Raw genomic sequence first — 22,117 nt, 5'->3', positions numbered from 1 at the left:
CCAAATCATCGTCTCTATCAGCGAGACGGCGATTTGCTATCACTGCTTGTTTCGGCTCGGAGCCGGTAAATCTTTAGAAATATTTTGTGTACAACAAAAATAGCTTTTGTTCTGGGATTGCGAGCGGCAACGCCCGCTCACTCGGTTGATGGCGTGGTAGCTATCTGCTGGCCGCGCCCGGCTGGGTGCGCACGCAAATGGGCGGCCCCGGCGCGCGGCTCGAAATCGGCGAAAGCAGCCCGCTGGTGGTGGACATCGTGGAAGCACGCCGGTGTGCCGGGCCTGACCTTCACGGCTCGGCACGGCTTGACGTTACCCTGGTGACCCTTGCCCGAGGGGTGTCAGCGTAGACCTTTGGTGGCCCGTATCGAGTCGTCCTTGATGTCCTCGGCGAATTTACGCATCAGGCGTACCAGGTTTTCGAAATCGCCTTCCTCCCAGGTCGAGAAGATCGACACGCCCATGCGCTCGCGGGCGTCATCCACGCGGTCGGTCATGGCCTTGCCTTTTTCGGTGATGACTGACTCGCGTACACGCCGGTCCACGGCGCTTTCCTGGCGCAGGATCAGGCCGAGGCTTTCCAGTTTCGCCACTTGGCGGCTCACGGTGGTGTAGTCGCGGCCCACGCGGTCGGCCAGTTCGACCACGCCAATCGGGCCCAACCGTTCAACCAGCACCAGCAGCGGAAACAGCGCGCGGTCCAGGGAAATCCCGGCCTCGCGCACCATTGCTTCGTCACGCTGGGGGCGGTTCATCACCCCAACGATCTCCACGAGCGAGCCGTGCAAGTCACGCAGTTGTGCGCTCATATGTGCGTTTTGCACTCTTTTTGTTGACACTGTGTTTCTCCGTCATAATATGTGCGTATTGCACATATAGGTGATCCGTATGAACAAGCGATGCGCTGTCGATGTAGTGATTTGCGGTGCCGGTGCGGCCGGCCTGACCCTGGCGATCGACTTGGCGCGACGGGGTATCACGTTCCGCCTGGTCGAGAAAAACGCCGAGCCTTTTCACGGCTCGCGTGGCAAGGGCATTCAGCCGCGGTCACAGGAAATTTTCGAAGACCTCGGGATTCTGGATCGCCTGTTCGCTGTGGGTGGAGTCTATCCGACTGAGCGGCGCTACCGCGACGATGGCAGCTACACCGATGCCGATTCCATCGAGCGCAACGCCTCGACGGCGGCCGAGCCGTATCAACAACCGTTGATGGTGCCGCAATTTCTGACCGAACGCGTGATGCGCGAACGCTTGCTCGAGCTAGGGCACCGGCCGGAGTTTGGTTGCGAGTTGGTGGGATTCGAGCAGGATGACGAGGGCGTCAGCGTACAGCTGGCCGGCGCGGCAGGTACGCAATCGGTGCACGCGCGCTGGCTGGTGGGCGCCGACGGCGGCCGCAGTTTTGTGCGTCACGCCCTTGAAATCGGCTTTCCGGGTAAGACGCTGGGCGCGCGTGCGCTGGTCGCCGATGTGCAGTTGTCAGGGCTTGCGCGCGACTGCTGGCACCGCTTCGGCGAAGGCGATCTGCTACGGCAGGTCGCCGTGTGCCCTCTAGCGGGCACCGAGCTGTTCCAGATTCAGGCGCCGATTGCGCTCCAGGCTCAGGTCGACCTCAGCGCACAAGGGCTGACGGCATTCATCGCAAAGCGTACCGGGCGCGATGACATCCAGGTGCACGCCGTGTCCTGGGCGTCGGCCTACAGCATGAATGCCCGCTTGGCCGATCACTACCGCGTCGGGCAGGTGTTTTTGGTCGGCGACGCTGCGCACATTCATCCACCCACCGGCGGCCAGGGGCTCAATACCAGCGTGCAGGATGCCTACAACCTGGGCTGGAAACTGGCGGCAGTGGCCAAAGGCGCACCTGAAACGCTGCTCGACACTTATGAACAAGAGCGGCGCCCGATAGCCGCTGCGGTGCTGGGCCTGTCGACCCAGTTGCTCCAGGGCATGCAACGCGGCGACATGCGCCGGGGCAGGGAAGTGCATCAACTCGACCTGGGCTACCCGCAATCGTCACTCGCGCTGGGGCACGCCGAACGCGTCGGCAACCGTGCGCCGGATGCGGGGCTTCGCGGCGCCGGTGGGCAATCACTGCGCCTGTTTGATCTGTTCAAGGGGCCGCATTGGACACTTCTGGGATACGGCGTTACACCCGGCTTGGTGTCGCCTCGGGCCGGGCTGCATATCCACCTCATCGGCGCACACGGTGAGCTAATCGATGACCAAGGGCAGTTTCAAGACGCTTATGAACTGGCGCCTGGGGAGTGGGTGCTGGTGCGTCCGGATGGCTATATCGGCGCGATTGTTTCGTCAGGCAGTATCGAATCCTTGGAGGCGTACTTGTTGCAGGTCGGGCTTTCGCCGGTGCTGCTGGAAAAGGCTTGCTGACCGCCGCGGGTTATCGACGCTTGAGGATGGCTTGCAGGGCGGCGATATTGCCGCCTGCTGAACCGCCGCCAAGGCCAGTGCTTGGTCAGTTCGTAGAATGGCTGCACTGCACTGTCCATCGAAGTCACTCCTCAGTCGGCATGCCGTGCGCCCGTTCGGTTGCTTGGCTGACAGGGTTAGCCCGGCCAATGTTTGCATGGATGCGTCTGGTTCACATAGCCTGCTGCTTTCTTCCCCGCGCCATTAAGGACAATGCATGCCGCTGATTTCACACCGCGTAGAACTGGCCCGCAAGGGTGCTAACGACAAGGTTATCTGCCGCATGGCCTCGGGTTGGGCAGTCATGGGCGACGTACAGTTTTTGCCAGGTTACTGCCTGCTGCTGCCCGATCCCGTGGTCGCCAGCCTCAATGACCTGGACGCCAACGCCCGCGCTACCTACCTGCTCGACATGGCGCGCATCGGCGATGCCCTGTTGGCCGCCACCGATGCGTTGCGCATTAATTACGAGATTCTGGGAAACTCGGAACCGCAGTTGCACAGCCATATTTTCCCTCGCTACGCCACGGAGCCGGACGACAAACGCACGATGCCCGTATGGTTCTACAACTGGAAAACGGCACCGCCTTACGCTGAAGAACAGCACGGTGACCTGCGCAAGAAGCTCGCGCAGTTGCTGACCTCCACACTGGACGCAGGATGATGATGCAAAGAAATAAGCTGGTCCCGGAATTGATGGTCACTGACCTGAATGCCAGCCTCGAATTCTGGGTGTTATGGGTAGGCTTTAACGTGGCTTACCAACGCTTGGACGAAGGGTTTGCCTACCTTGACCTCAACGGCGCGCAGGTGATGCTCGAGCAAATCGACCCGCGCGCCAATCAATGGCAAACGGCGGCATTGGACCTGCCGTTGGGGCGCGGTATGAATCTGCAGATTGATGTCGCGGCGGTAGGTCCGGTGATTGAGCGGCTGGATGCTGCGGCGTATCCCGTGTTCAAGCCCTGCAAGGATGTTTGGTACAGGGCCGGTGAGGTCGAGGTCGGGCAGCGTGAGTTTCTTGTGCAGGACCCGGACGGCTATTTGGTCAGGCTGGTCGAACGACTTGGCGAAAGGGCACGCCGGCTCGATGACGGGGTGCCCACATAGCGCGTGGTTCAGTGCGCGATGGCATTCAGCTCAGCGACAGTCTCATCGGTCAATTTAAGTTCGCCCACCGCCAGGTTTTCATGCAAGTGCGCCACCGACGAGGTGCCGGGAATCAGCAGAATGTTCGGTGAGCGGCGCAGCAGCCACGCCAGCGCCAGCTGCTTGGGCGTCACGCCCAGCCGCTCTGCCACACGCGTCAGTGTCGATGACTGCACCGGCGTAAAACCACCCAGTGGGAAGAACGGCACGTAGGCAATGCCTTGCTGTGCCAGCTCGTCGATCAGGGCGTTATCGTGCTGGTGCGCGATGTTGTACAGGTTCTGCACGCACACGAACTTGACGATGTTGCGCGCCTCGGCCACCTGCGTCGGCGTCACGTTGCTGATGCCGATATGGCGCACCAGGCCTTGCTGTTGCAGTTCTGCCAGCGCGGTCAGTGGCGCTTCGTTCGAGCCTTCGCCGGGGCCCATCAGGTTGTGGGACGCGCGGAAATTGACCACGTCCAGTACATCCAGGCCCAGGTTGCGCAGGTTGTCATGCACGGCCTGTATCAGCGCTTCCCTGGAAGGCGCGGCGTGCCAGCCACCTTCGCTGTCACGGCGGGCGCCGATCTTGGTGACGAGGGTGAGGTCATCGCGGTAAGGGTGCAGCGCCTCGCGAATCAGCTGATTGGTGATATGCGGCCCGTAGAAGTCGCTGGTGTCGATGTGGTTCACGCCGGCTTCGACGGCCTCGCGCAGTACAGCCAGCGCCGCCGCTCGGTCCTTGGGCGGGCCGAATACGCCCGGGCCTGCCAATTGCATTGCGCCGTAACCGATGCGGTTCACCTGGCGGTCGCCCAATGTGAATGTGCCGCTGTTTGCCAAGCCCGTCATAGCCGTCACCCTTGCTTCATCTGAGTAAGGCTCTAATATGAAGGATCCTTCAGATTTTGGAATTCGCATTCCATGAGCGCCGTCAAAGTCACCTTAAAGCCAAGAAAATCAGCGGTTCAGGCGCGCTCAGTCGCCACCGTCGAGGCACTGCACACCGCAACGCTTCAGGTTTTGACCCAGCAGGGCCTGATCCGCTGCACCACCACCCGAGTGGCTGAGCGCGCTGGCATGTCGGTGGGCAGTCTCTACCAGTACTACCCCAACCGCGACGCGCTGCTTGCCGCCGTACTGCAAAAGCACCTCGAGTGGGTGGCCGAGGCGGTCGAGTTGGCGTGCGCCCGGCACCAGGGCAGGCCGGTGGCGGAAATGGCGTGCGGCCTGGTCAGCGCGCTGGTCACCGCCAAGTTGCGCGACCAGGGCATTTCCAAGGCGTTGTATGCCATTGCGGGCGAGCGGGGCGGCGCCGAATTGGTCGCCTGCATCAATAAGCGCATGGTAGCGGTGATCGCCGCCATGCTGGAGACGGCGCCGGATGCGCATTTCGAAGACCCGATCCTGACCGCCGGGATTTCCCTGAGCGCTATCGTCGGCCCGGTACGGACCCTGCTCGAAGGCAACGCATCGCCCGCGTTCGAAGCCGGACTTGAGCAGCAGACCACGCTGCTGTTACGGGGCTATCTGCAAGCCCATCAGCACCCGGTTTCAAACAAGGAATAAAGCGAATGCGCGAGCGCAAGGCATCACGATTATTGGTGATAAACCCGGCGGGTGAAGTCCTGCTGTTCAGGTTTGTGCATAAAGACGGCGCCCTGGCCGGCCGGGATTACTGGGCCACGCCCGGCGGCGGCGTCGAGGCGGGCGAAACCTTCCACGCGGCAGCCATCCGTGAATTGCGCGAGGAGACGGGCATTGTGGTCAGCACTGTTCAAGCGCCTGTGGCACAACGCAGCTTTGAGTTGATGCTGCCCAGCGGTGAAACGGTATTGGCGATTGAGCACTACTTTATCGTTCACGTCGCGAGCGAGGCGCTGTCCAGGGCAGAGTGGACGGCGCAAGAGACGCAGGTGATGGCGGACCATCACTGGTGGTCCGCTCAGGCGTTGCGATCGACCAAGGACACGGTATGGCCCCAGGGACTGGTTGAAATGCTGGTGAACGCGGGCATTTTTGCCGCTTAAGCAGCGGCAAGAATATCGAGTGTTTGCATGACCCTGGCGTAGTCCATCGCCAGGTTACTCAGCGACAGCGCATGCACATCCTCGGCAGGCCAGAGCCGCCCCGACAAGTCGGTTTGATCAAATGTATAGCAAGCGTCTGCAGCCACGATCACGTCAAAGTCCAGGTTGCCGGCGGATCGCGCCGTAGACTCGACGGAGTTGTTGGTGATCACGCCGACGATCACCAACTGCCTGATCGCGCGCATCTGCAGCCAGCGCTCCAGGCCGGTGACCGCGAACGCATCCGGCACGTTTTTCTCCAGCACATGCTCATGCGCGAGCGGCGCCAGCGCTTCCTGAAATTCACAGCCTGGCTGGCCTGGCCAAAAGACCGAGCCGGGTGTGCGCGACATATGCCGGACATGCACGACCGGACGTTGCGACTGCCGCCAGGCGCCCAGAAGCTGCTGCATGTGCAACTCGGCCTCTGGGTTGTTGCGGCGCCCAAGCTTGGGATGGTGCATGCCCTGCTGCATGTCGATGATTACCAATGCTGCGTTTGTGGCTAACGGTTCCATGGCCCATCCTTTTGCTGATCTGGAGCGAACATATCAGCGATTGCCGGCATGCCAACAGGGATTTGTTCGAACCCAGCGCTGTTTGCCTTTACACTGCGGCCCCCAATTTCAGCAAGGATGCTCTGGATGCGCGCTACTGGCAGAAATCACCCTCACCCTCAAGAACGCCGCGAGCGCAAAAGAGACCGCGACGGCGCACTATACGGTGCCGATGGAAACCGAAAACCTGATTATCGTGCGCGAGCCGCTGGCGTCGCAGCGCGTTGGTCCGTACCACATCCAACGGGTGAAAAACTTCGCGGTGATCGAACATAACTCGGCGCCGGACAGCCTGGATTACTTCACGGGCCTGTACCGCAAGCAACCCGCTCAACCCTGAGTGGGTCAGCGCAGCTTCTCGAGCATCTGGTAGTACCACATGCCCACCGCCAGCATCGGGTTGCCGAACACATCGCCCAGCGGCACCTTGATGTGTGCGCAGCCGGCAAAGGTGTCGTACTTTTCCAGCGTGCCGGTCAGCGCTTCGGCCATGATCTCGCCCATGATGTGGCTGGTGGCGATGCCATGCCCCGAGTAACCCTGGCAGTACCAGACATTCTCTGAGAGCTTGCCCAGCTGCGGGATGCGATTGATCACAATGCCCATCGCACAACTCCACTGGAACTCGATGTCTACCCCCCTCAATGCGGGAAACGTACGCTCGATGCATGGGCGCAACTCCGCGGCAATGTCGCGTGAGTCGCGCCCGGAATAGTTCGCGCCGCCACCGAACAGCAAGCGACCATCGCCCGTCAGGCGGTAGTAATCGAGCACGAACCGGCAGTCGTACACCGCCAGGTCCTGTGGGTTGATCTGCTGCGCCAGCGCGCCCAGCGGCGCGGTTGTGACAATGCCGCCCATGGCCGGGAAGATTTTGCCCTTGAGCTGTTTGGGTTCGAGCCTGTGGTACACGTCGCCGGCCAGCAGCACCTGGCGCGCGTCGATGCGGCCAAGGGCGGTGATCACGGCAGGCCGGTCGCCCTGCACGATTTCCAGCACTTCGGAATTCTCAAAAATCAACGCGCCCAGGCTGTGTGCCGCGCGGGCTTCGCCCAGGTATAGGTTCAGTGGATGCACGTGCAGGTGCGCGTGTTTTTCAGCGCACCGAGGTACAGCGGGCTGTCCAGATGCTGACGCATGGCGGCCTGATCGAGCAGACTGACCTGATCGCCCATGCCGCGCCGTTGTGCTTCATCGTGGAAAGCACGCAGTTCGCTCAGGTGCGAGGGCTTCATCGCCGCATGCAAGTGGCCGTGCTTGAGGTCGCAGTCGATTGCGTACCTGTTCACGCGTTGCTCGATGATCTCGTGACCACGCCAGCGCAGGTGCCAGATGAAGTCGTCGACCTGTGTGCCCAGGCGGCTGCGCATTTGCTCGCGCATGGCCTCATCGCCCGACAGGCTGCCGGTGACTTGCCCGCCATTGCGCCCACTGGCGCCCCAGCCGATCCGGTTGGTTTCGACAATCGCGACCTTGAGCCCGCGTTCAGCCAGCTCGACGGCACTGGCAACGCCGGTGAAACCGCCGCCGATAATCACCACGTCAACGCTGACCTGGCCTTGCAGGGTCGGGTACTGGGTAGCGTCGTTGAGGCTGGCGGTGTAATACGAAGCGCTGCGCTGGGCAGCACCGATGACAGGGCGCATGGCTGCGGTCATGGAAGGATCCTTCTGAAAAATGAATGCCGGTAAGGCGTTTCAACTTGATCAGAGGCGTGCATCGGGCGGACGCGCATGACGGCAATGCCACAGCGCCCAGAAGGCCAGGATGATATTGAACAGCGGGTTTTCGCAGGGACGCGCCTGCGCCTTCGGGAAGCAAGGTTGCAGGTGGCGAGAGAACACACGCAATAGCGAAATCATGGTTGCCGATGCTCCCACCACGCGCAGGTGCGTTAAATCGCCGTTTGTGTACCTTCAGTTATGGCTTCGTTAAACAATCGTCACGGCGGCGCAACGCCCCCTCATACCACGCTTTCGCGATACAAGGCGCTGGTATGCCCTACGCCAGCGGCGTTCAAACGCGCCACCAGGTCCTCTCGAGCCGCACGCCCACCTGCACGCACGTACTCAAGCTCCGACGCGGTAATCAACACCACCGGCACCAGTCGCACCGGCGACAGCGGCATGTCTTCAAGGCGGGTAGGGAAGTCGGGTTGCGGCCCACCGAGCAGCACCCCGGTGGCGTCGTCTTCGGTGACGAACAGCTTGGGCACTTGATCGCTCATTTGATGTGACAGGCTGAACCCAGGCAGTTCCAAAGACAGTACGCCGTGAGTGTCCAACTGGTGGGTAATGCCGCCCGCGTTGGCCACGGTCTTGGCGACGTGTTCGAGCAGTTCGAACGCCCAACTGCGGCGCAAAGGGTCGACATCACCCGGCTCGCCACGGGCGTCGTCGGGAATATCCGGCGTTTCCAGGAACAATTCCATCTCAAACCCATTGCCCAGGCCTTCTGCATCGTCGAAGGGATCGGACAGGCCTTCGGTGGCGAGGACGATGGATTCATCACGGCGCACCACACGGTACGCCTGGCGGGTGGAGGGCCAATGAGGACCGCCGGTAAAGCTTGGGCTGATCATGTACGTCAGCACGTCCTGCTCCACACGACCCACGGCCTGCCAATGACGGTCCAGGCATTCACCACTGGCAAGGCGCGCTGCGATATTGGCTGCATCTACTGCAGTTTCAACCGGTTCAACAGGTTCAGTCGGCGCGGACAGGGCCGCTTCGGCGTCGGGTTTTTTGGCAGTACCGAACAACTTCTTGAAGAAGTTCATGGGCATTCCTTTGCTGGAGATGAGTGCTTTACAGCTGATTGAGTGCGTTTACATAGGCGCGAAACATATCAGCCATTCCATCGGCGTAAACAGATATTTCTGCCGCCGTACGTGGGCTGCCGGAAAAATCCTTACCCACCGAACTGAGCGTGGTCAGGATCAAATCGCAGGCCAGTGCACGGCGTTCAGCAGGCACGTCGGGTAGCAATTCAAGCATGAACGTCTCGAAGGCGCGCTGACCTGCCGCGCGCACTTCCACAGCTTCGGGCGCATCGCGATACAGCGGCGCGGCGTCGCTCAGGGCGACGCGCATCTGCGCTTCTTCGCATTCGGAATGGATAAACGCATGCACCAGGGTGCGCAGGCGCTCGAGCGGCGCAACGTCGGTTTTATCCAAAATGTCGCGCAGCATCTGCGTGGTCTGCTGCCACTCATCGCTCTGCAGCCGGAACAGGATGGCCGCCTTGTTGGGGAAGTACTGGTACACCGAACCGACACTCACACCGGCCTTTTCCGCCACCCGCGCGGTGGTGAAACGGGTGGCACCTTCCTTGGCCAAAACCTGAATAGCCGCTTCCAGGATCGCCGCCACCAACTCGGTGGAACGCGCCTGTTGTGGCTGTTTGCGTGAGGAAATACGGGCGGTCTGGCGGGTTGTCATCTGGGGCTCCAGCAGCGGGGCTAACGCGAATAGCGAATGCGACGAATCACTCGCATACTTTTAATGCGACGAATTAGTCGCATCTTAGTCCCAGCCTCACGGAAATCAATCATGTCGACCCTGACCACCGCGCCAATGGCGCCCCTGATCGAACGCCTCTACGCACAAGCCAACGCGGCCACCAGCCCACTGATCAACAGCGTTTCGCGTGAAGAACGCGACCGTCTGATGCACAGCAAAACCGACTACCTCGCGCTCTACACGATGCTCAAAGACTTGTGGCTGCCGGTGTCCCGCGACACCGGCACCTTGCTGTACCTGTTGGCGCGCAGCACCAAGGCGCAGGCTATCGTGGAGTTTGGGACGTCGTTTGGCCTGTCCACCTTGTTCCTGGCCGCCGCGTTGCGCGACAACGGTGGCGGCGTGTTGATTGGCAGCGAGTTCGAGCCCTCGAAGATCGCCCTGGCACGCGAGCATTTCATTCAAGGCGGGGTGAGTGACCTGATTGAAATCCGCGAAGGCGATGCCTTGGTGACGTTGGCCACGGGCCTGCCGGAAGCGGTCGACCTGCTGCTGCTCGATGGCGCCAAGAGCCTGTATGGCGACGTGCTGAATCTGGTGGAAAAACACCTGCGGCCCGGCGCGCTGGTGATAGCCGACAATACCGACTATTGCCCGCATTACCTGGCGCACGTACGCGAGCCTGCGAACGGCTACCTGTCCGTGCCCTTTGCCGATGACATCGAACTCTCGATCCGCTTGCGCTAACAGGAGTCACCTCATGCATGTATTTGTCACGGGAGCCACCGGCTGGGTGGGCTCCGAAGTGGTCAAGGACCTGATCGGCGCCGGCTACCTGGTCACCGGTTTGGCCCGCAGCGATGACAAGGCCCAGGCACTCGCGGCCACCGGCGCGAAAGTGCTGCGCGGCTCGCTGGATGACCTGGATGTTTTGCGCCGTGCGGCGTGGGGCGCGGACGCGGTCATCCATACCGCGTTCAACCATGACTTCACACGGTTCATCGAAAACTGCGCGCAGGACCGTCGCGTGATCGAGGCGCTGGAAAGTGTGCTCAAAGGTTCGGACACGCCGCTGATCGTGACTTCAGGCTTGTCGGGCCTGGCGCGCGGCGCGCTGGAGAGTGACTTGCCGAGCGCCGGCGCCCCGCGCCAATCCGAACCCGCCGCGCGGCTGTTGGCTGAGCGCGGCATACGGGCGGCAACCGTGCGGCTGGCGCCGTCGGTGCACGGAGTGGGCGACCATGGTTTTCTGCCGATTTTGATTCGGCTGGCGCGGCAGACGGGCGTGTCGGCCTATATTGGCGACGGCGAGAATTGCTGGTCTGGCGTGTACCGCACCGACGCGGCGCGGGTCTACCGCCTGGCGCTGGAGGAGGGCGTCAGCCAAGCGGTGTACCACGCGGTTGCGGACGAGGCCGTGCCATTTAAAGCTATCGCTGAAGTGATCGGGCGTCGCCTCGGTGTGCCGGTGGAAGCTCGGCCGCGTGAGCATTTTGGTTGGTTCGCGATGATGGCCGGGGCTGACATGGCCGTTTCCAGCGCGCGCACCCGCGACCTGCTGGGCTGGGTGCCCAGCGGCCCGGACTTGCTGACAGACCTCGATCAAAGCGATTACTTCACCCTCTGACAGGCGGTTTTCATGAATCAAAATGTCGTGCTGAAACTGCTGCCGATCACCCTGGCGGTGTTCGTCGGCTTCCTGATCATCGGCCTGCAGTTGCCGGTGCTGCCGTTGCACCTGAACCACACGCTGGGCATGAGCACCTTGGTGGTCGGTATGGTGGTCGGTGCGCAGTTCGCCGCGGCGTTGCTGTCACGGGCCTGGGCCGGCAATTTTGCCGATATGCGTGGGCCCAAGCGCGCGATGTTGATTGGCATGCTGGTGGCGGCCAGTTCCGGCGTGCTGTACCTGGCGTCGCTGGCGTTTGTCGACACACCGGCGCTGTCAGTCTGGGTGCTGCTCGCCGGGCGCGTGGTGCTGGCCTTGGGTGAAAGCCTGATCATCACCGGCTCGATGGGCTGGGGCATGGGCCTGGTCGGGCCGCAAAACGCCGGCAAGGTCATGGCCTGGATCGGCATTGCGATCTATGCCGCATTTGCGCTCGGGGCACCGTTGGGCGTGGCGATCAATAGCCAGTGGGGGTTCAGTGGAATCAGTATCGCGACCCTGCTGCTGCCGCTGTGCGCCTTTGCCATCGTTGCGGGGGCCAAGGGCGTTGCGCCCACCAGCCAGCGGCGCACCTCGTTTTACAAAGTGCTGGGCACAGTGTGGTTGCCGGGCCTGGGGCTGGCGTTTTCCAGCATCGGTTTTGGGCTGATCACAGCGTTTATCGCGCTGCTGTTTGCGTCCAAGAACTGGGGTAACGCGTCGTTCGCCTTCACCGCGTTTGGCCTGGCATTTATTGGCGCGCGAATCTTCTTCGGGCACCTGCCGGACAAGCTCGGTGGCGCAGTCGTCGCGTTGGTCTGTGTGCTGATCGAAGCGGCGGGGCAGTTGTTGATCTGGGGCGCAGGCTCACCGCTGATGGCGTACCTGGGGGCAGCGCTGACCGGCTTCGGTTATTCGTTGGCGTTCCCGGGGTTTGGTGTCGAGGCGATCAAGCGTGCGCCCCCGCAAACGCGTGGGCTGGCCATGGGTGCCTATGTAGCCTTTCTCGATATTGCGTTAGGGATCAGCAGCCCGTTGGCCGGCGCTTTGGCCGGCGCCGCCGGGGTAGGGTCGGTGTACCTGGCCGGCGCCGTGGCGGTGGCGATGTCGGTGGTGGTGGCGTGGGTGTTGTTGGCTAAACAGCCGGCACTCAGCGCTTGCTGAACGCCAGGCGCGCGGCAAATACAACAAAGATCAAGCCAGTGGTGCGGTCCATCCACTGGATGACCTTTTCTCGGCGCAGGAAGCCGGACAGTGGCTGGGTGGCGCCAATCAACACCAACGACCATGCCAGCCCCAACACCACGTGAATGCTCACCAGGCCGAAAGTCCAGGCAATCAACGACTGGCCTTGGGGAATGAACTGCGGCAGGAACGACACGTAAAAAATCCCCACCTTGGGGTTCAGCACATTGCCCAGCATGCCCTTGAAAAACCAGTTGCCGCCGGGCCTGGCGTCAGCGTTGGCCGACGACAATGAACGGCGCGGGCGCAGCAGCATGTTCACGCCCAACCAGGCCAGGTAAGCGGCGCCGCAGTACTTGAGCAGGTTGAACGCCACTTCCGACACTGCAATCAACGCGCCCAGCCCAAAAGCCACGGCCGCGCCCCACACCAGGCAGCCCGCGTTGATGCCGAAGGCGGCGTGCAGCGCCTGGCGCTTGCCTTCTACCGTGGCGGTGCGCAGCACCAAAGCGGTGTCGAGCCCCGGCGTGAGCGTCAGCACAGTGGCGGCGAAGGTGAAGGCGAGGAGGTTGTCAGTGATGGACATGGGCTTTTCCGTTCAAGTAAGGCGTCAGATCCAATCCGGCCAGATATTCAAGGAGGCCAACGCTGACCTCGATTACCGCGTCGCAAAACTCTTTATTGCCGCGCCAGCGTAATGTGGGTCGGGGTCCAGCATAGCTTCGAATCAGCGCCAATAACGGATTTGCCCAAGGCGCTGGCCTAGGACTGCGCGTTGTCGACAAAGACGCAAGACTCGAAAGCGGCGTAAGTGGTTAGCCTTTAACGCCGGATTTCAGTTGGGCCAGCGCCGTCGCAACGGCGTGGTATGGACCGCTTGGCCAAGGATGAGCACTGATGATGAGGTGGATGGCATAATCCTTATCCTCGATGCCCAGGCACCTTGGACTTTCTTATCTCAACACCTGTGGTGATTAGTCATCCGCGTGTCGAAACGCTACTCTCGGCGCCCATTACCCATCCACCGACCGTCACAGTGAGTGACGGCCTTCATGAATCAGGACGATGAACGACTATTCTTCCAAGCTCGCAAATTATTGGCGTAATTCACTGGCCGATGCCGAAAACGGCAATGGCGCCTTATCGCCGAGCCAAGTCAAAACCTATACTGCTTTGCCCATTGACGCGTTAGCCAAGGGCTGTGTACCTGATGAGCAGCTCAGCTTGTTGTTTGCGGGCGAGCCTGCCCAACAGCTGCACGTTGAAGTCACCCTGCGCCCCTTTGTGTACAAGTCGCGCCTGGAACACCGTCAGGCGCGCAATGGTTTACCCGCGTGGATCACTCCAGTTCTGTGCCGCGTATCAGTGACCCGCGATGGGCGTATTTATCCGACTGCACAGGCGCTGGTGCCTCGCGACATCCTTGATCCATTGGATCGCGATAATTTCACCATCGGTGCTCAGTTCGACCTCGACACGTTTCTGTCAGCAGAACAAGCGCCACAGCTGGATCTGCCTGCGGCCGGTAGCGAGCTTAGTGCCGATCAATATCAAGAAAAGTGGATCAGCTATCTACGGTTCTGCAAGAAGATGTTCCACACGGTTTCCGACGGTTGGAATGGGGTCGATGATGGTTTTGATCCGGTCAATTATTGTTTTATTTTCAAGGAACAAAAGGCAGAAGGTTTTAGCCGCAATATCGTCGCGCTCTATGATCATCTGCGAGAGGCAAAACCCACGGCGCCCTTGTTTGATCGTTTCGCTCAACGTGAACCCACACCAGACGAACCCTGTTTACCCACCAATAGCCTGTTCGCCAGGCGGCTAGGGCATGCCGGTGACGAATACGCGTTAGCACCCGCCCAACGCGATAGCCTGGCGCACCTGCTTTGCGGCGAGAGCGGTGATGTGTTGGCCGTTAACGGGCCTCCTGGAACCGGTAAAACCACATTGCTCTTGTCCGTTGTTGCCTCGCTCTGGGCCAAGGCTGCGGTAGACGGTGATGAGCCGCCAGTGATTGTCGCCAGTTCTACGAACAACCAGGCTGTCACCAACATCATCAAGGCGTTCGGTAAAGATTTCTCAGAGGGCACCGGCCCCTTTGCGGGACGCTGGCTACCCGACATCAAGAGCTTCGGGGCGTACTTCCCCAAGTCCTCGGCAGAAGCGGAAATGGCCCGCACCTATCAAACCAAAAGCTTTTTCCAGGAACTTGAGTCACAGGCCTATCTTGATAAAGCGCAGCAAGCTTATCTTGGCGAAGCCGCCATCGCATTTGCAGGTGAGCCGGTTCCTACCGTCAAGAATACAGTGAGTAAACTTCAGGCAGAGATACGAACGCGTCAGCACCAGCTCGCCGAGATTGAGAAAGGGTGGGCAACATTGGTGGCTGTCCGCAACGCTGTTCAACGGCTGCTGGGGAATGATCCACAGGCGGGGATCGCACGTCTTGAAGCCCAACTCACGAACCACGCCGAACAGCTTGCCAAAGCGCAAGCCCGCCTCAAGGATTTCAAGCATTACCTGGCTCATGAACCATTGATCTACTCGCTGTTTAGCTGGTTCGGTCCAGTCGCGGCTAAACGTCTTCGACTGGCGAAGTTGCGAGTTGATGAAGCTGATACCGCGCTGCAGGCAGCCGCCGATGTCAGCTCGATCGAACGTCAGTTGACCGCCGTTGTTGCTCTGGCCGCCCAGGCGTTGAAACCACTTGAAACGCAACTGGCGCAGGTCCGCGAGTTGATGCAGAGCGTGCAACGTGAGGTGTCGAATTGGCAGACGGTCATCGCGGTATTACCGAAGGCTGCTGGCAAAGCGGCCGCACAGGTGACATTTGATGATTGCGACAGTTGGGCGGATACCTCTTTGCGTTTCGAGATCTTCTTGCTCACTACGCATTACTGGGAAGGACGTTGGTTGATGGAAGTCGCTGACGAATTGCCAGACATTCTTAAAAGTCGTGGCAAAAAGGGTCGCAAGACCTTGGAGAAGAACTGGCGGCGCTGGATGAAGCTGACACCGTGCGTCGTGGCTACGTTTTTCAGGCTACCAGCAGAACTGCACTGCAAGCGCCACGATGGCAACGGTTTTGTTGATGATTACGCATTGAATTTTGTCGATTTGCTGATCGTCGACGAGGCTGGTCAGGTCTTGCCTGAGGTCGCAGCGCCATCATTCGCATTGGCCAAGCAGGCGTTGGTCATTGGTGATACTCAGCAAATTGAACCTATTTGGTCGATTCCCGCTGCTGTCGACATCGGCAACCTGATCAGCGCGGGCCTGTTGTCTCGGGACAAGGTGGATGATGACTACGCTGCCTTCTGCGACAGCGGACGCAGTGCCGCCAACGGCAGTGTCATGTCAATTGCGCAGTCGACCAGCCGTTACCATTACGATCGCGACCTCGCCCGGGGTATGTACTTGTATGAACACCGTCGTTGCTATGACTCGATCATCGATTACTGCAATGCCCTTTGCTACAAAGGCAAGTTAGAACCGCGCCGGGGTGCAAAACCGCACGGTGGCTTGCCTGGGCTCGGCTATCTGCACATTGATGGCAGGTGCCAGCAGAAACAGGGCGGTAGCCGTCACAACCTGCTCGAAGCGCAGACGATTGCCGCGTGGATTAAGGCTAATGAACAGGAACTCACACAACGCTACAAGAAGGAACTGTGGGAGATTCTGGGTGTGATAACCCCCTTCGGCGCACAGACTCAGTCGATCATCGAGGCGTGCTCAGCGTTGGGTATCCGTACCGGCAAAGGCGACGGTGAAGTCACCATCGGCACTGTTCACTCCTTTCAGGGGGCAGAACGGCCAGTGGTGATTTTTTCGGCGGTTTACTCCAAACATGCCGATGGTCCTTTTATAGACCGCAGGGACAGCATGCTGAACGTTGCTGTTTCGCGGGCTAAAGATAGCTTCCTGGTGTTCGGTGATATGGACTTGTTCACCCAGGTGTCCGCCAGCAAACCGCGCGGACGCTTGGCCCTCTACCTGCTCAGTGACGCGGCGAATGAGCTGAAGTTTGATTTCCAGCCTAGGGTCGATTTGCTCACTACGCGCACCGGATTGAGCCATTTGCATGAGTTTGCCGAACATGATCGGTTCCTGTTGCGTACCTTGGAGATGGCCCGCCACCAGGTTCAGATAGTGACGCCGTGGGTTAAGTTACACAGGATGCATGAAAGCGGTGCTTTGGACGTCATGGGCGGGACGGTGAAGCGTGGTGTCGAAGTAACGGTCTATACCGACTTGCGCTTCAATACTGATATCAAGCGCGGTAAGCCCGATGGTGATACAGGCAAAGTAGCAGAATTCAAGGAGGCCATAGCTGCTTTGAAATCCCGTGATGTGAAGGTTCGTGTGGTCAACAAGGTACATAGCAAGATTGTCATGGCCGATGAAGAATTGCTGTGTGTCGGGTCGTTCAATTGGCTGAGCGCGGATCGTTCGGGTGATTACATACACCATGAGACGTCCATGGTTTATAGAGGGCCCGATGTGCGAGACGAACTCATCGTTAACCGAACGAGCCTTGCGCAGCGCCTGAGTCCGCAAGCGTTATAGCCTGATGCATCGCTACGTCAGCTGAGGGCTGCAAGCAGCTGACGCAGCGATGCAAAGAGGCACCGATCGGCAGCCAATTCGGAAAACCCTGAGACTTCCCGGCGAAAATCTTCATAATGGCGGCCAATTTGTTTAGCTCGTTCTGGTGTGCCCGCATGGAAATTAAGGTCAACTTTCTCGACAACCTTCGGCTTGAAGCCAAGTTCGATGACTTCACGGTGATTGCCGACCAGCCCATTCGCTATAAAGGCGATGGTTCGGCCCCGGGTCCGTTCGATTACTTCCTGGCTTCGTCGGCGTTGTGTGCGGCGTACTTTGTGAAGCTGTACTGCGAAACACGCAATATTCCCACCGAAAATATTCGCCTGTCGCAGAACAACATCGTTGATCCGGAAAACCGCTACAACCAGATCTTCAAGATCCAGGTCGAGTTGCCGGCGGATATCTCCGACAAGGACCGCCAGGGCATCCTGCGCTCCATCGACCGTTGCACCGTGAAGAAAGTCGTGCAGGCCGGGCCCGAGTTCGTGATTGAAGAGGTGGACAACCTCGACGCCGATGCCCAGGCGTTGCTGATGCCTGGTGCTAGTTCTGAGGCGGGCACCTACATTGCTGGCAAAGACCTGCCGCTGGAGCAGACCATCGCCAACATGTCCGGCATTCTCGCGGGCCTGGGCATGAAGATTGAAATCGCCTCGTGGCGCAATATCGTGCCTAACGTCTGGTCGCTGCATATCCGCGACGCCCACTCGCCGATGTGCTTTACCAACGGCAAGGGCGCGACCAAAGAGGGCGCACTGGCGTCGGCGTTGGGCGAGTTTATCGAGCGGCTTAACTGCAACTTTTTCTACAACGACCAGTTCTGGGGTGAGGAGTTGGCCAACGCGCCGTTCGTGCATTACCCGGATGAGCGCTGGTTCCAGCCGGGCCGCAAAGACGAGTTGCCGCCTGAAATCCTCGACGCCTACTGCTTGAAAATCTACAACCGCGATGGCGAACTGCGTGGCTCGCACCTGTTCGACACCAATTCGGGCAATGAAGAACGCGGCATTGTTTCGCTGCCGTTCGTGCGTCAGTCCGATGGCGAGGTGGTGTACTTCCCGTCCAACCTGATCGAAAACCTTTACCTCAGCAACGGCATGAGCGCGGGCAATACCCTGGCCGAAGCTCAGGTGCAGTGCCTGTCGGAGATTTTCGAGCGCGCGGTCAAGCGCGAAATCATCGAAGGCGAATTCGCCCTGCCGGACGTACCGGCTGAAGTGCTCGCCAAATACCCGGGAATTCTTGCCGGTATTCAAGGCCTGGAAGCCCAGGGTTTCCCGGTGCTGGTCAAGGACGCGTCGCTGGGCGGTGAATTCCCGGTGATGTGCGTGACCTTGATGAACCCGCGCACCGGCGGCGTCTTTGCCTCGTTCGGCGCCCACCCGAGCCTGGAAGTGGCGCTGGAACGCAGCCTCACCGAATTGCTTCAGGGCCGCAGCTTCGAAGGCTTGAACGACCTGCCGCAGCCGACCTTTGAAGGCCACGCGGTCACCGAACCGAACAACTTCGTCGAGCACTTTATCGACTCCAGCGGCGTGGTTTCGTGGCGCTTCTTCAGCGCCCAGTCGGACTACGAGTTCGTTGAATGGGATTTCTCGGGCCAGGGCGAAGACTCGAATGCTCAGGAAGCCGCGACCCTGTTCGGCATTCTCGAAGGCATGGGCAAAGAGTCCTACATGGCGGTGTACGAACACCTCGGCGCAACCGCCTGCCGCATCCTGGTGCCGGACTACTCGGAAATTTATCCGGTGGACGACCTGATCTGGGACAACACCAACAAGGCGCTGTTTTTCCGGGCCGACATCCTCAACCTGCACAGCCTCAGCGATGACGAGCTCAAAGCACTGGCTGAGCGCCTGGTGGAAAGCGAGCTGGACGATTACACCGACATCACCACCTTGATCGGCATCGAGTTCGACGACAACACCGCGTGGGGCCAACTGACCATTCTGGAGTTGAAGCTGCTGATCTACCTCGCCTTGCAGCAATATGAGGAGGCGAAAGAGTGCGTGGAGATGTTCCTGCAGTACAACGACAACACCGTTGATCGCGGCCTGTTCTATCAGGCGGTGAACGCGGTGTTGGAGATGCACTTGGACGAGGACCTGGAGCTCGCGGATTACGAGGCCAACTTCCGCCGCATGTTCGGCAATGAGCGCATGGACGCGGTGATCGGCTCGGTCAACGGCACGCTGCGTTTTTATGGCTTGACGCCAACCAGCATGAAGCTGGAAGGGCTGGATCGGCATTTGCGCTTGATCGACAGCTACAAAAAGCTGCACGCGGCGCGTGCGAATATCACCTCAGCCTGACGCCCTCTGTGGGAGCTGACTTCACCTCGGGCCAGACGCTAAACCCTGTGGGAGCGGGCTTGCTCGCGAATGCGGAGTATCAGTCACCGGATGTATTGACTGACCCACCGCTTTCGCGAGCAAGCCCGCTCCCACATTAGGACCTTCCTTGTCAGGGCATGCTGGGTCAGATCAGAGCCAATGCCTGCGCCAGGTCGGCCCGCAGGTCTTCGACGTCCTCAACGCCCACCGACAAGCGCACCAAATCATCGCCAATGCCCAGTTGCGCCCGCGTTGCTGCCGGGATGCTGGCGTGGGTCATGATCGCCGGGTGTTCGATCAGGCTTTCGACGCCGCCCAGGCTTTCGGCCAAGGCAAAGATCCTCACGTTTTCCAGAAAGCGTGTGGCGCCGGCCAGGTCACTGTTCAAATCCACCGAAATCATCCCGCCAAACCCGCGCATCTGCTTGCGTGCCAGTTCGTGCTGGGGATGCGAGGCCAGGCCTGGGTAATAAACCCGTGAAACTTGCGGCTGTTGTTCCAGCCAGGTGGCCAACTCCAGGGCATTGCTGCAATGGCGCTCCATGCGCAGCGCCAGGGTTTTCACGCCGCGCAGCGTCAGGAATGCATCGAACGGGCCGGCAATCGCGCCGACCGAGTTCTGCAGGAAGCCCAGGCGCTCGGCGAGCTCCGGGTTGTGGCCGACAATGGCGATGCCGCCGATCACGTCGGAGTGGCCGTTGAGGTATTTGGTGGTGGAGTGCACCACGATGTCGAAACCCAGCTCCAGCGGGCGCTGGATCCATGGGCTGGCAAAGGTGTTGTCGGCCACGCAGATGATGCCGCGGTCGCGGCAGATTCGCGCGATGGCACTCAGGTCAGTGAGGCTGAGCAGCGGGTTGCTCGGGGTCTCGACCCAGACCATGCGTGTGTCGTCTTGCAACGACGCTTCGAACGCTTGCAAGTCGCTCAAGTCGACAAAGCTGAAACGGTGCCCGGCGCTGCGCTGGCGCACCTTGTCGAACAGGCGGAAGGTGCCGCCGTACAGGTCGTTGCCGGAGACGATATGCGCACCCGCATCGAGCAGTTCCAGCACGGTGGAAATCGCCGCCAACCCGGAGGCAAAGGCAAACGCCTGGCTGCCGCCTTCAAGGTCGGCCACGCAGCGTTCCAGGGCAAAGCGCGTGGGGTTGTGGGAACGACCATAGTCAAAGCCCTTGTGCACGCCGGGGCTGTCTTGCAGATAAGTGGAGTTGGCATAGATCGGCGGCATCAGCGCTCCCGTGGTCGGGTCGGGTGATTGCCCGGCGTGGATCACGCGGGTGGCAAAGGCGCTTTTATCGGGCTGACTCATGCAAGGGATCTCCGTAGGTGATTAAGCAGGTCGACGCGGGTGATCAGGCCATAAAACCCTGAGGCGTCAGCAATGATGGCAACCAGGCCGCGATCAAGTTCCGCCTGCAGTTCGGCCAGGCTGGCACTCGGGGCCAGGGTTTGCAAGGTGTCGGTCATGGCGCTGGCAACGATCATGGAGAAGTCGGCGGCGTCATGGTGCAACCCCAGCAGGATGTCGGACTCGTCGATCACGCCAACCAGTTCGCGGCCTTCGACCAGCACCGGCAGTTGCGAGACATCGGCCAGGCGCATGCGCTGGAAGGCCGTGAGCAGGGTATCGTCGGGGCTCACGCTGATCACGCGGCCGTCTTCGAAGCGGCGGGCGATCAGGTCGCGCAGGTCGCCGTAGTGTTTGTACTGGAGCAGGCCCGCGTCGTTCATCCACTGGTCGTTGTAGACCTTGGACAGGTAACGCGTGCCCGTGTCGCAGACGAAGGTGACCACGCGTTTGGGTTCGGTCTGCTCGCGGCAATAACGCAGCGCAGCAGCGAGCAGGGTGCCGGTTGACGAGCCGCCGAGAATACCTTCGGCCTTGAGCAGTTGGCGGGCGTGGTCGAAGCTTTCTTCATCGCTGATGGAATAGGCGTGGCGCACGCTGGAGAGGTCGGCAATCGAGGGGATGAAGTCTTCGCCGATGCCTTCCACGGCCCACGACCCCGGCGTTTCCATCCTGCCGCTGCGGCTGTATTCAGCCATCACCGAACCCACCGGATCGGCCAGCACCATGGCCAGTTCCGGCTGTACGCGTTTGAAGAAGCGGGTCAGGCCGGTGAGGGTGCCGGCCGAGCCGACGCCCACTACGATCGCGTCCACGTCATGCTGGGTTTGCGCCCAGATTTCCGGCGCGGTGCTGGTTTCGTGCGCCAGCGGGTTGGCCGGGTTGTTGAACTGGTCGGCAAAAAATGACCCGGGAATGTCCTTGGCCAGGCGCGCAGCCACGTCCTGGTAATACTCGGGATGGCCCTTGCCGACGTCGGAGCGGGTGATATGCACCTCGGCGCCCATGGCCTTCAAGTGCAGGACTTTTTCGGTGGACATCTTGTCGGGCACCACCAGCACCACGCGGTAGCCCTTGGCCCGGCCGACCAGCGCAAGCCCCAGGCCGGTGTTGCCGGCGGTGGCTTCGATGATGGTGCCGCCGGGGCGCAGGCGGCCGTCGCGTTCGGCGGCGTCGATCATTGCCAGGCCGATGCGGTCCTTGATGGAACCACCGGGGTTTTGGCATTCAAGCTTGAGGAACAGCGTGCACAGGCCGGTATCAAATCGGCTGACCTTGACCAGCGGCGTGTTGCCGATCAGTTCGAGTACGGCGGGGCGGGAAAGCGTGGGCATGTCGT

At 60.5% G+C, this 22,117-nt stretch carries 20 protein-coding genes and 1 pseudogene; 11 read left to right on the top strand and 10 right to left on the bottom strand.

The window, feature by feature from the left end:
* Positions 1-341: 341 nt before the first annotated feature.
* The gene (locus tag AB5I78_RS15695; protein ID WP_145161118.1) at positions 342-809 is read right to left on the bottom strand and encodes a MarR family winged helix-turn-helix transcriptional regulator; all 468 of its coding nucleotides are present in this window, start codon (positions 807-809) and stop codon (positions 342-344) included.
* Positions 810-888: 79 nt separating this feature from the next.
* On the opposite strand from AB5I78_RS15695, the gene AB5I78_RS15690 reads away from it, so the two are divergent.
* The 3 genes from AB5I78_RS15690 (at position 889) to AB5I78_RS15680 (ending at position 3,540) form a co-directional block, all read left to right on the top strand.
* Positions 889-2,391 carry an FAD-dependent oxidoreductase gene (locus AB5I78_RS15690; protein WP_369303104.1) on the top strand — a complete coding sequence of 501 codons (1,503 nt, stop codon included), beginning with the start codon at positions 889-891 and terminating at the stop codon, positions 2,389-2,391.
* A 256-nt stretch (positions 2,392-2,647) separates the two neighbouring features.
* Positions 2,648-3,094, top strand: coding sequence for an HIT family protein (locus AB5I78_RS15685; RefSeq protein ID WP_369303103.1), 447 nt, complete (start codon positions 2,648-2,650; stop codon positions 3,092-3,094).
* Complete coding sequence (locus AB5I78_RS15680) at positions 3,094-3,540, top strand: bleomycin resistance protein (protein ID WP_369303132.1); 447 nt, start codon at positions 3,094-3,096, stop codon at positions 3,538-3,540. Before AB5I78_RS15685 ends, AB5I78_RS15680 begins: the two co-directional genes overlap by 1 nt.
* Before the next feature lie 8 nt (positions 3,541-3,548).
* Here AB5I78_RS15680 and AB5I78_RS15675 read toward each other — a convergent pair whose 3' ends face one another.
* Positions 3,549-4,415: an aldo/keto reductase family oxidoreductase gene (locus AB5I78_RS15675; RefSeq protein WP_369303102.1), complete on the bottom strand. Its 867-nt coding sequence runs from the start codon at positions 4,413-4,415 to the stop codon at positions 3,549-3,551.
* 72 nt (positions 4,416-4,487) lie between these two features.
* On the opposite strand from AB5I78_RS15675, the gene AB5I78_RS15670 reads away from it, so the two are divergent.
* Complete coding sequence (locus AB5I78_RS15670) at positions 4,488-5,132, top strand: TetR/AcrR family transcriptional regulator (protein WP_369303101.1); 645 nt, start codon at positions 4,488-4,490, stop codon at positions 5,130-5,132.
* A 5-nt stretch (positions 5,133-5,137) separates the two neighbouring features.
* Positions 5,138-5,593, top strand: a complete 456-nt coding sequence (locus tag AB5I78_RS15665) for an NUDIX hydrolase (protein WP_369303100.1) — start codon at positions 5,138-5,140, stop codon at positions 5,591-5,593.
* On the opposite strand, the gene AB5I78_RS15660 is transcribed toward AB5I78_RS15665, so the two are convergent.
* The gene (locus AB5I78_RS15660; RefSeq protein ID WP_369303099.1) at positions 5,590-6,150 is read right to left on the bottom strand and encodes a cysteine hydrolase family protein; all 561 of its coding nucleotides are present in this window, start codon (positions 6,148-6,150) and stop codon (positions 5,590-5,592) included. The genes AB5I78_RS15665 and AB5I78_RS15660 overlap by 4 nt on opposite strands.
* Here AB5I78_RS15660 and AB5I78_RS15655 point away from each other — a divergent pair.
* Positions 6,149-6,529: a hypothetical protein gene (locus tag AB5I78_RS15655; protein ID WP_369303098.1), complete on the top strand. Its 381-nt coding sequence runs from the start codon at positions 6,149-6,151 to the stop codon at positions 6,527-6,529. The two genes, AB5I78_RS15660 and AB5I78_RS15655, sit on opposite strands and share 2 nt — an antisense overlap.
* Before the next feature lie 5 nt (positions 6,530-6,534).
* On the opposite strand, the pseudogene AB5I78_RS15650 reads toward AB5I78_RS15655, so the two are convergent.
* The 4 genes and pseudogenes from AB5I78_RS15650 to AB5I78_RS15635 form a co-directional block, all read right to left on the bottom strand.
* Positions 6,535-7,847, bottom strand: a pseudogene (locus tag AB5I78_RS15650) (NAD(P)/FAD-dependent oxidoreductase).
* Positions 7,848-7,895: 48 nt separating this feature from the next.
* Positions 7,896-8,051: a hypothetical protein gene (locus tag AB5I78_RS15645; protein WP_178119684.1), complete on the bottom strand. Its 156-nt coding sequence runs from the start codon at positions 8,049-8,051 to the stop codon at positions 7,896-7,898.
* 101 nt (positions 8,052-8,152) lie between these two features.
* Positions 8,153-8,968: a suppressor of fused domain protein gene (locus AB5I78_RS15640; protein ID WP_369303097.1), complete on the bottom strand. Its 816-nt coding sequence runs from the start codon at positions 8,966-8,968 to the stop codon at positions 8,153-8,155.
* 28 nt (positions 8,969-8,996) lie between these two features.
* Complete coding sequence (locus tag AB5I78_RS15635; protein ID WP_262210964.1) at positions 8,997-9,629, bottom strand: TetR family transcriptional regulator; 633 nt, start codon at positions 9,627-9,629, stop codon at positions 8,997-8,999.
* A 111-nt stretch (positions 9,630-9,740) separates the two neighbouring features.
* On the opposite strand from AB5I78_RS15635, the gene AB5I78_RS15630 reads away from it, so the two are divergent.
* From AB5I78_RS15630 to AB5I78_RS15620, 3 genes are read left to right on the top strand one after another with little or no spacing between them, the layout of a single operon-like run.
* Positions 9,741-10,397 (top strand): O-methyltransferase, encoded by a 657-nt coding sequence (locus AB5I78_RS15630; protein ID WP_369303096.1) that lies wholly within the window; start codon positions 9,741-9,743, stop codon positions 10,395-10,397.
* Between the two features lie 13 nt (positions 10,398-10,410).
* Positions 10,411-11,277: an SDR family oxidoreductase gene (locus AB5I78_RS15625; protein WP_369303095.1), complete on the top strand. Its 867-nt coding sequence runs from the start codon at positions 10,411-10,413 to the stop codon at positions 11,275-11,277.
* 12 nt (positions 11,278-11,289) lie between these two features.
* Entirely contained in the window at positions 11,290-12,462 is a 1,173-nt protein-coding gene (locus tag AB5I78_RS15620; protein ID WP_262210959.1) for an arabinose transporter, read from the top strand.
* Here the strand turns inward: AB5I78_RS15620 and AB5I78_RS15615 are convergent.
* A complete protein-coding gene (locus AB5I78_RS15615) occupies positions 12,449-13,069 on the bottom strand; it encodes a LysE family translocator (protein WP_369303094.1) in 621 nt (206 codons plus the stop codon). The two genes, AB5I78_RS15620 and AB5I78_RS15615, sit on opposite strands and share 14 nt — an antisense overlap.
* A 479-nt stretch (positions 13,070-13,548) precedes the next feature.
* Here AB5I78_RS15615 and AB5I78_RS15610 point away from each other — a divergent pair, with 479 nt between their 5' ends.
* Together AB5I78_RS15610 and AB5I78_RS15605 are read left to right on the top strand one after the other, a co-directional pair.
* Positions 13,549-17,052, top strand: coding sequence for an AAA domain-containing protein (locus AB5I78_RS15610; RefSeq protein ID WP_369303093.1), 3,504 nt, complete (start codon positions 13,549-13,551; stop codon positions 17,050-17,052).
* A gap of 155 nt (positions 17,053-17,207) precedes the next feature.
* Positions 17,208-19,406 carry an OsmC domain/YcaO domain-containing protein gene (locus tag AB5I78_RS15605; protein ID WP_145161088.1) on the top strand — a complete coding sequence of 733 codons (2,199 nt, stop codon included), beginning with the start codon at positions 17,208-17,210 and terminating at the stop codon, positions 19,404-19,406.
* 166 nt (positions 19,407-19,572) lie between these two features.
* On the opposite strand, the gene AB5I78_RS15600 is transcribed toward AB5I78_RS15605, so the two are convergent.
* Positions 19,573-20,739, bottom strand: coding sequence for a cystathionine gamma-synthase (locus AB5I78_RS15600; protein WP_369303092.1), 1,167 nt, complete (start codon positions 20,737-20,739; stop codon positions 19,573-19,575).
* Entirely contained in the window at positions 20,736-22,112 is a 1,377-nt protein-coding gene (locus AB5I78_RS15595) for a cystathionine beta-synthase (protein WP_119740089.1), read from the bottom strand. Before AB5I78_RS15595 ends, AB5I78_RS15600 begins: the two co-directional genes overlap by 4 nt.
* Positions 22,113-22,117: the final 5 nt, after the last annotated feature.

Source organism: Pseudomonas sp. N2-3-1-14 (assembly GCF_041228395.1).
Classification (GTDB): domain Bacteria; phylum Pseudomonadota; class Gammaproteobacteria; order Pseudomonadales; family Pseudomonadaceae; genus Aquipseudomonas.
The sequence above is the reverse complement of the archived record's forward strand: the minus strand, read 5'-3'. Positions and strand labels throughout refer to the sequence as shown.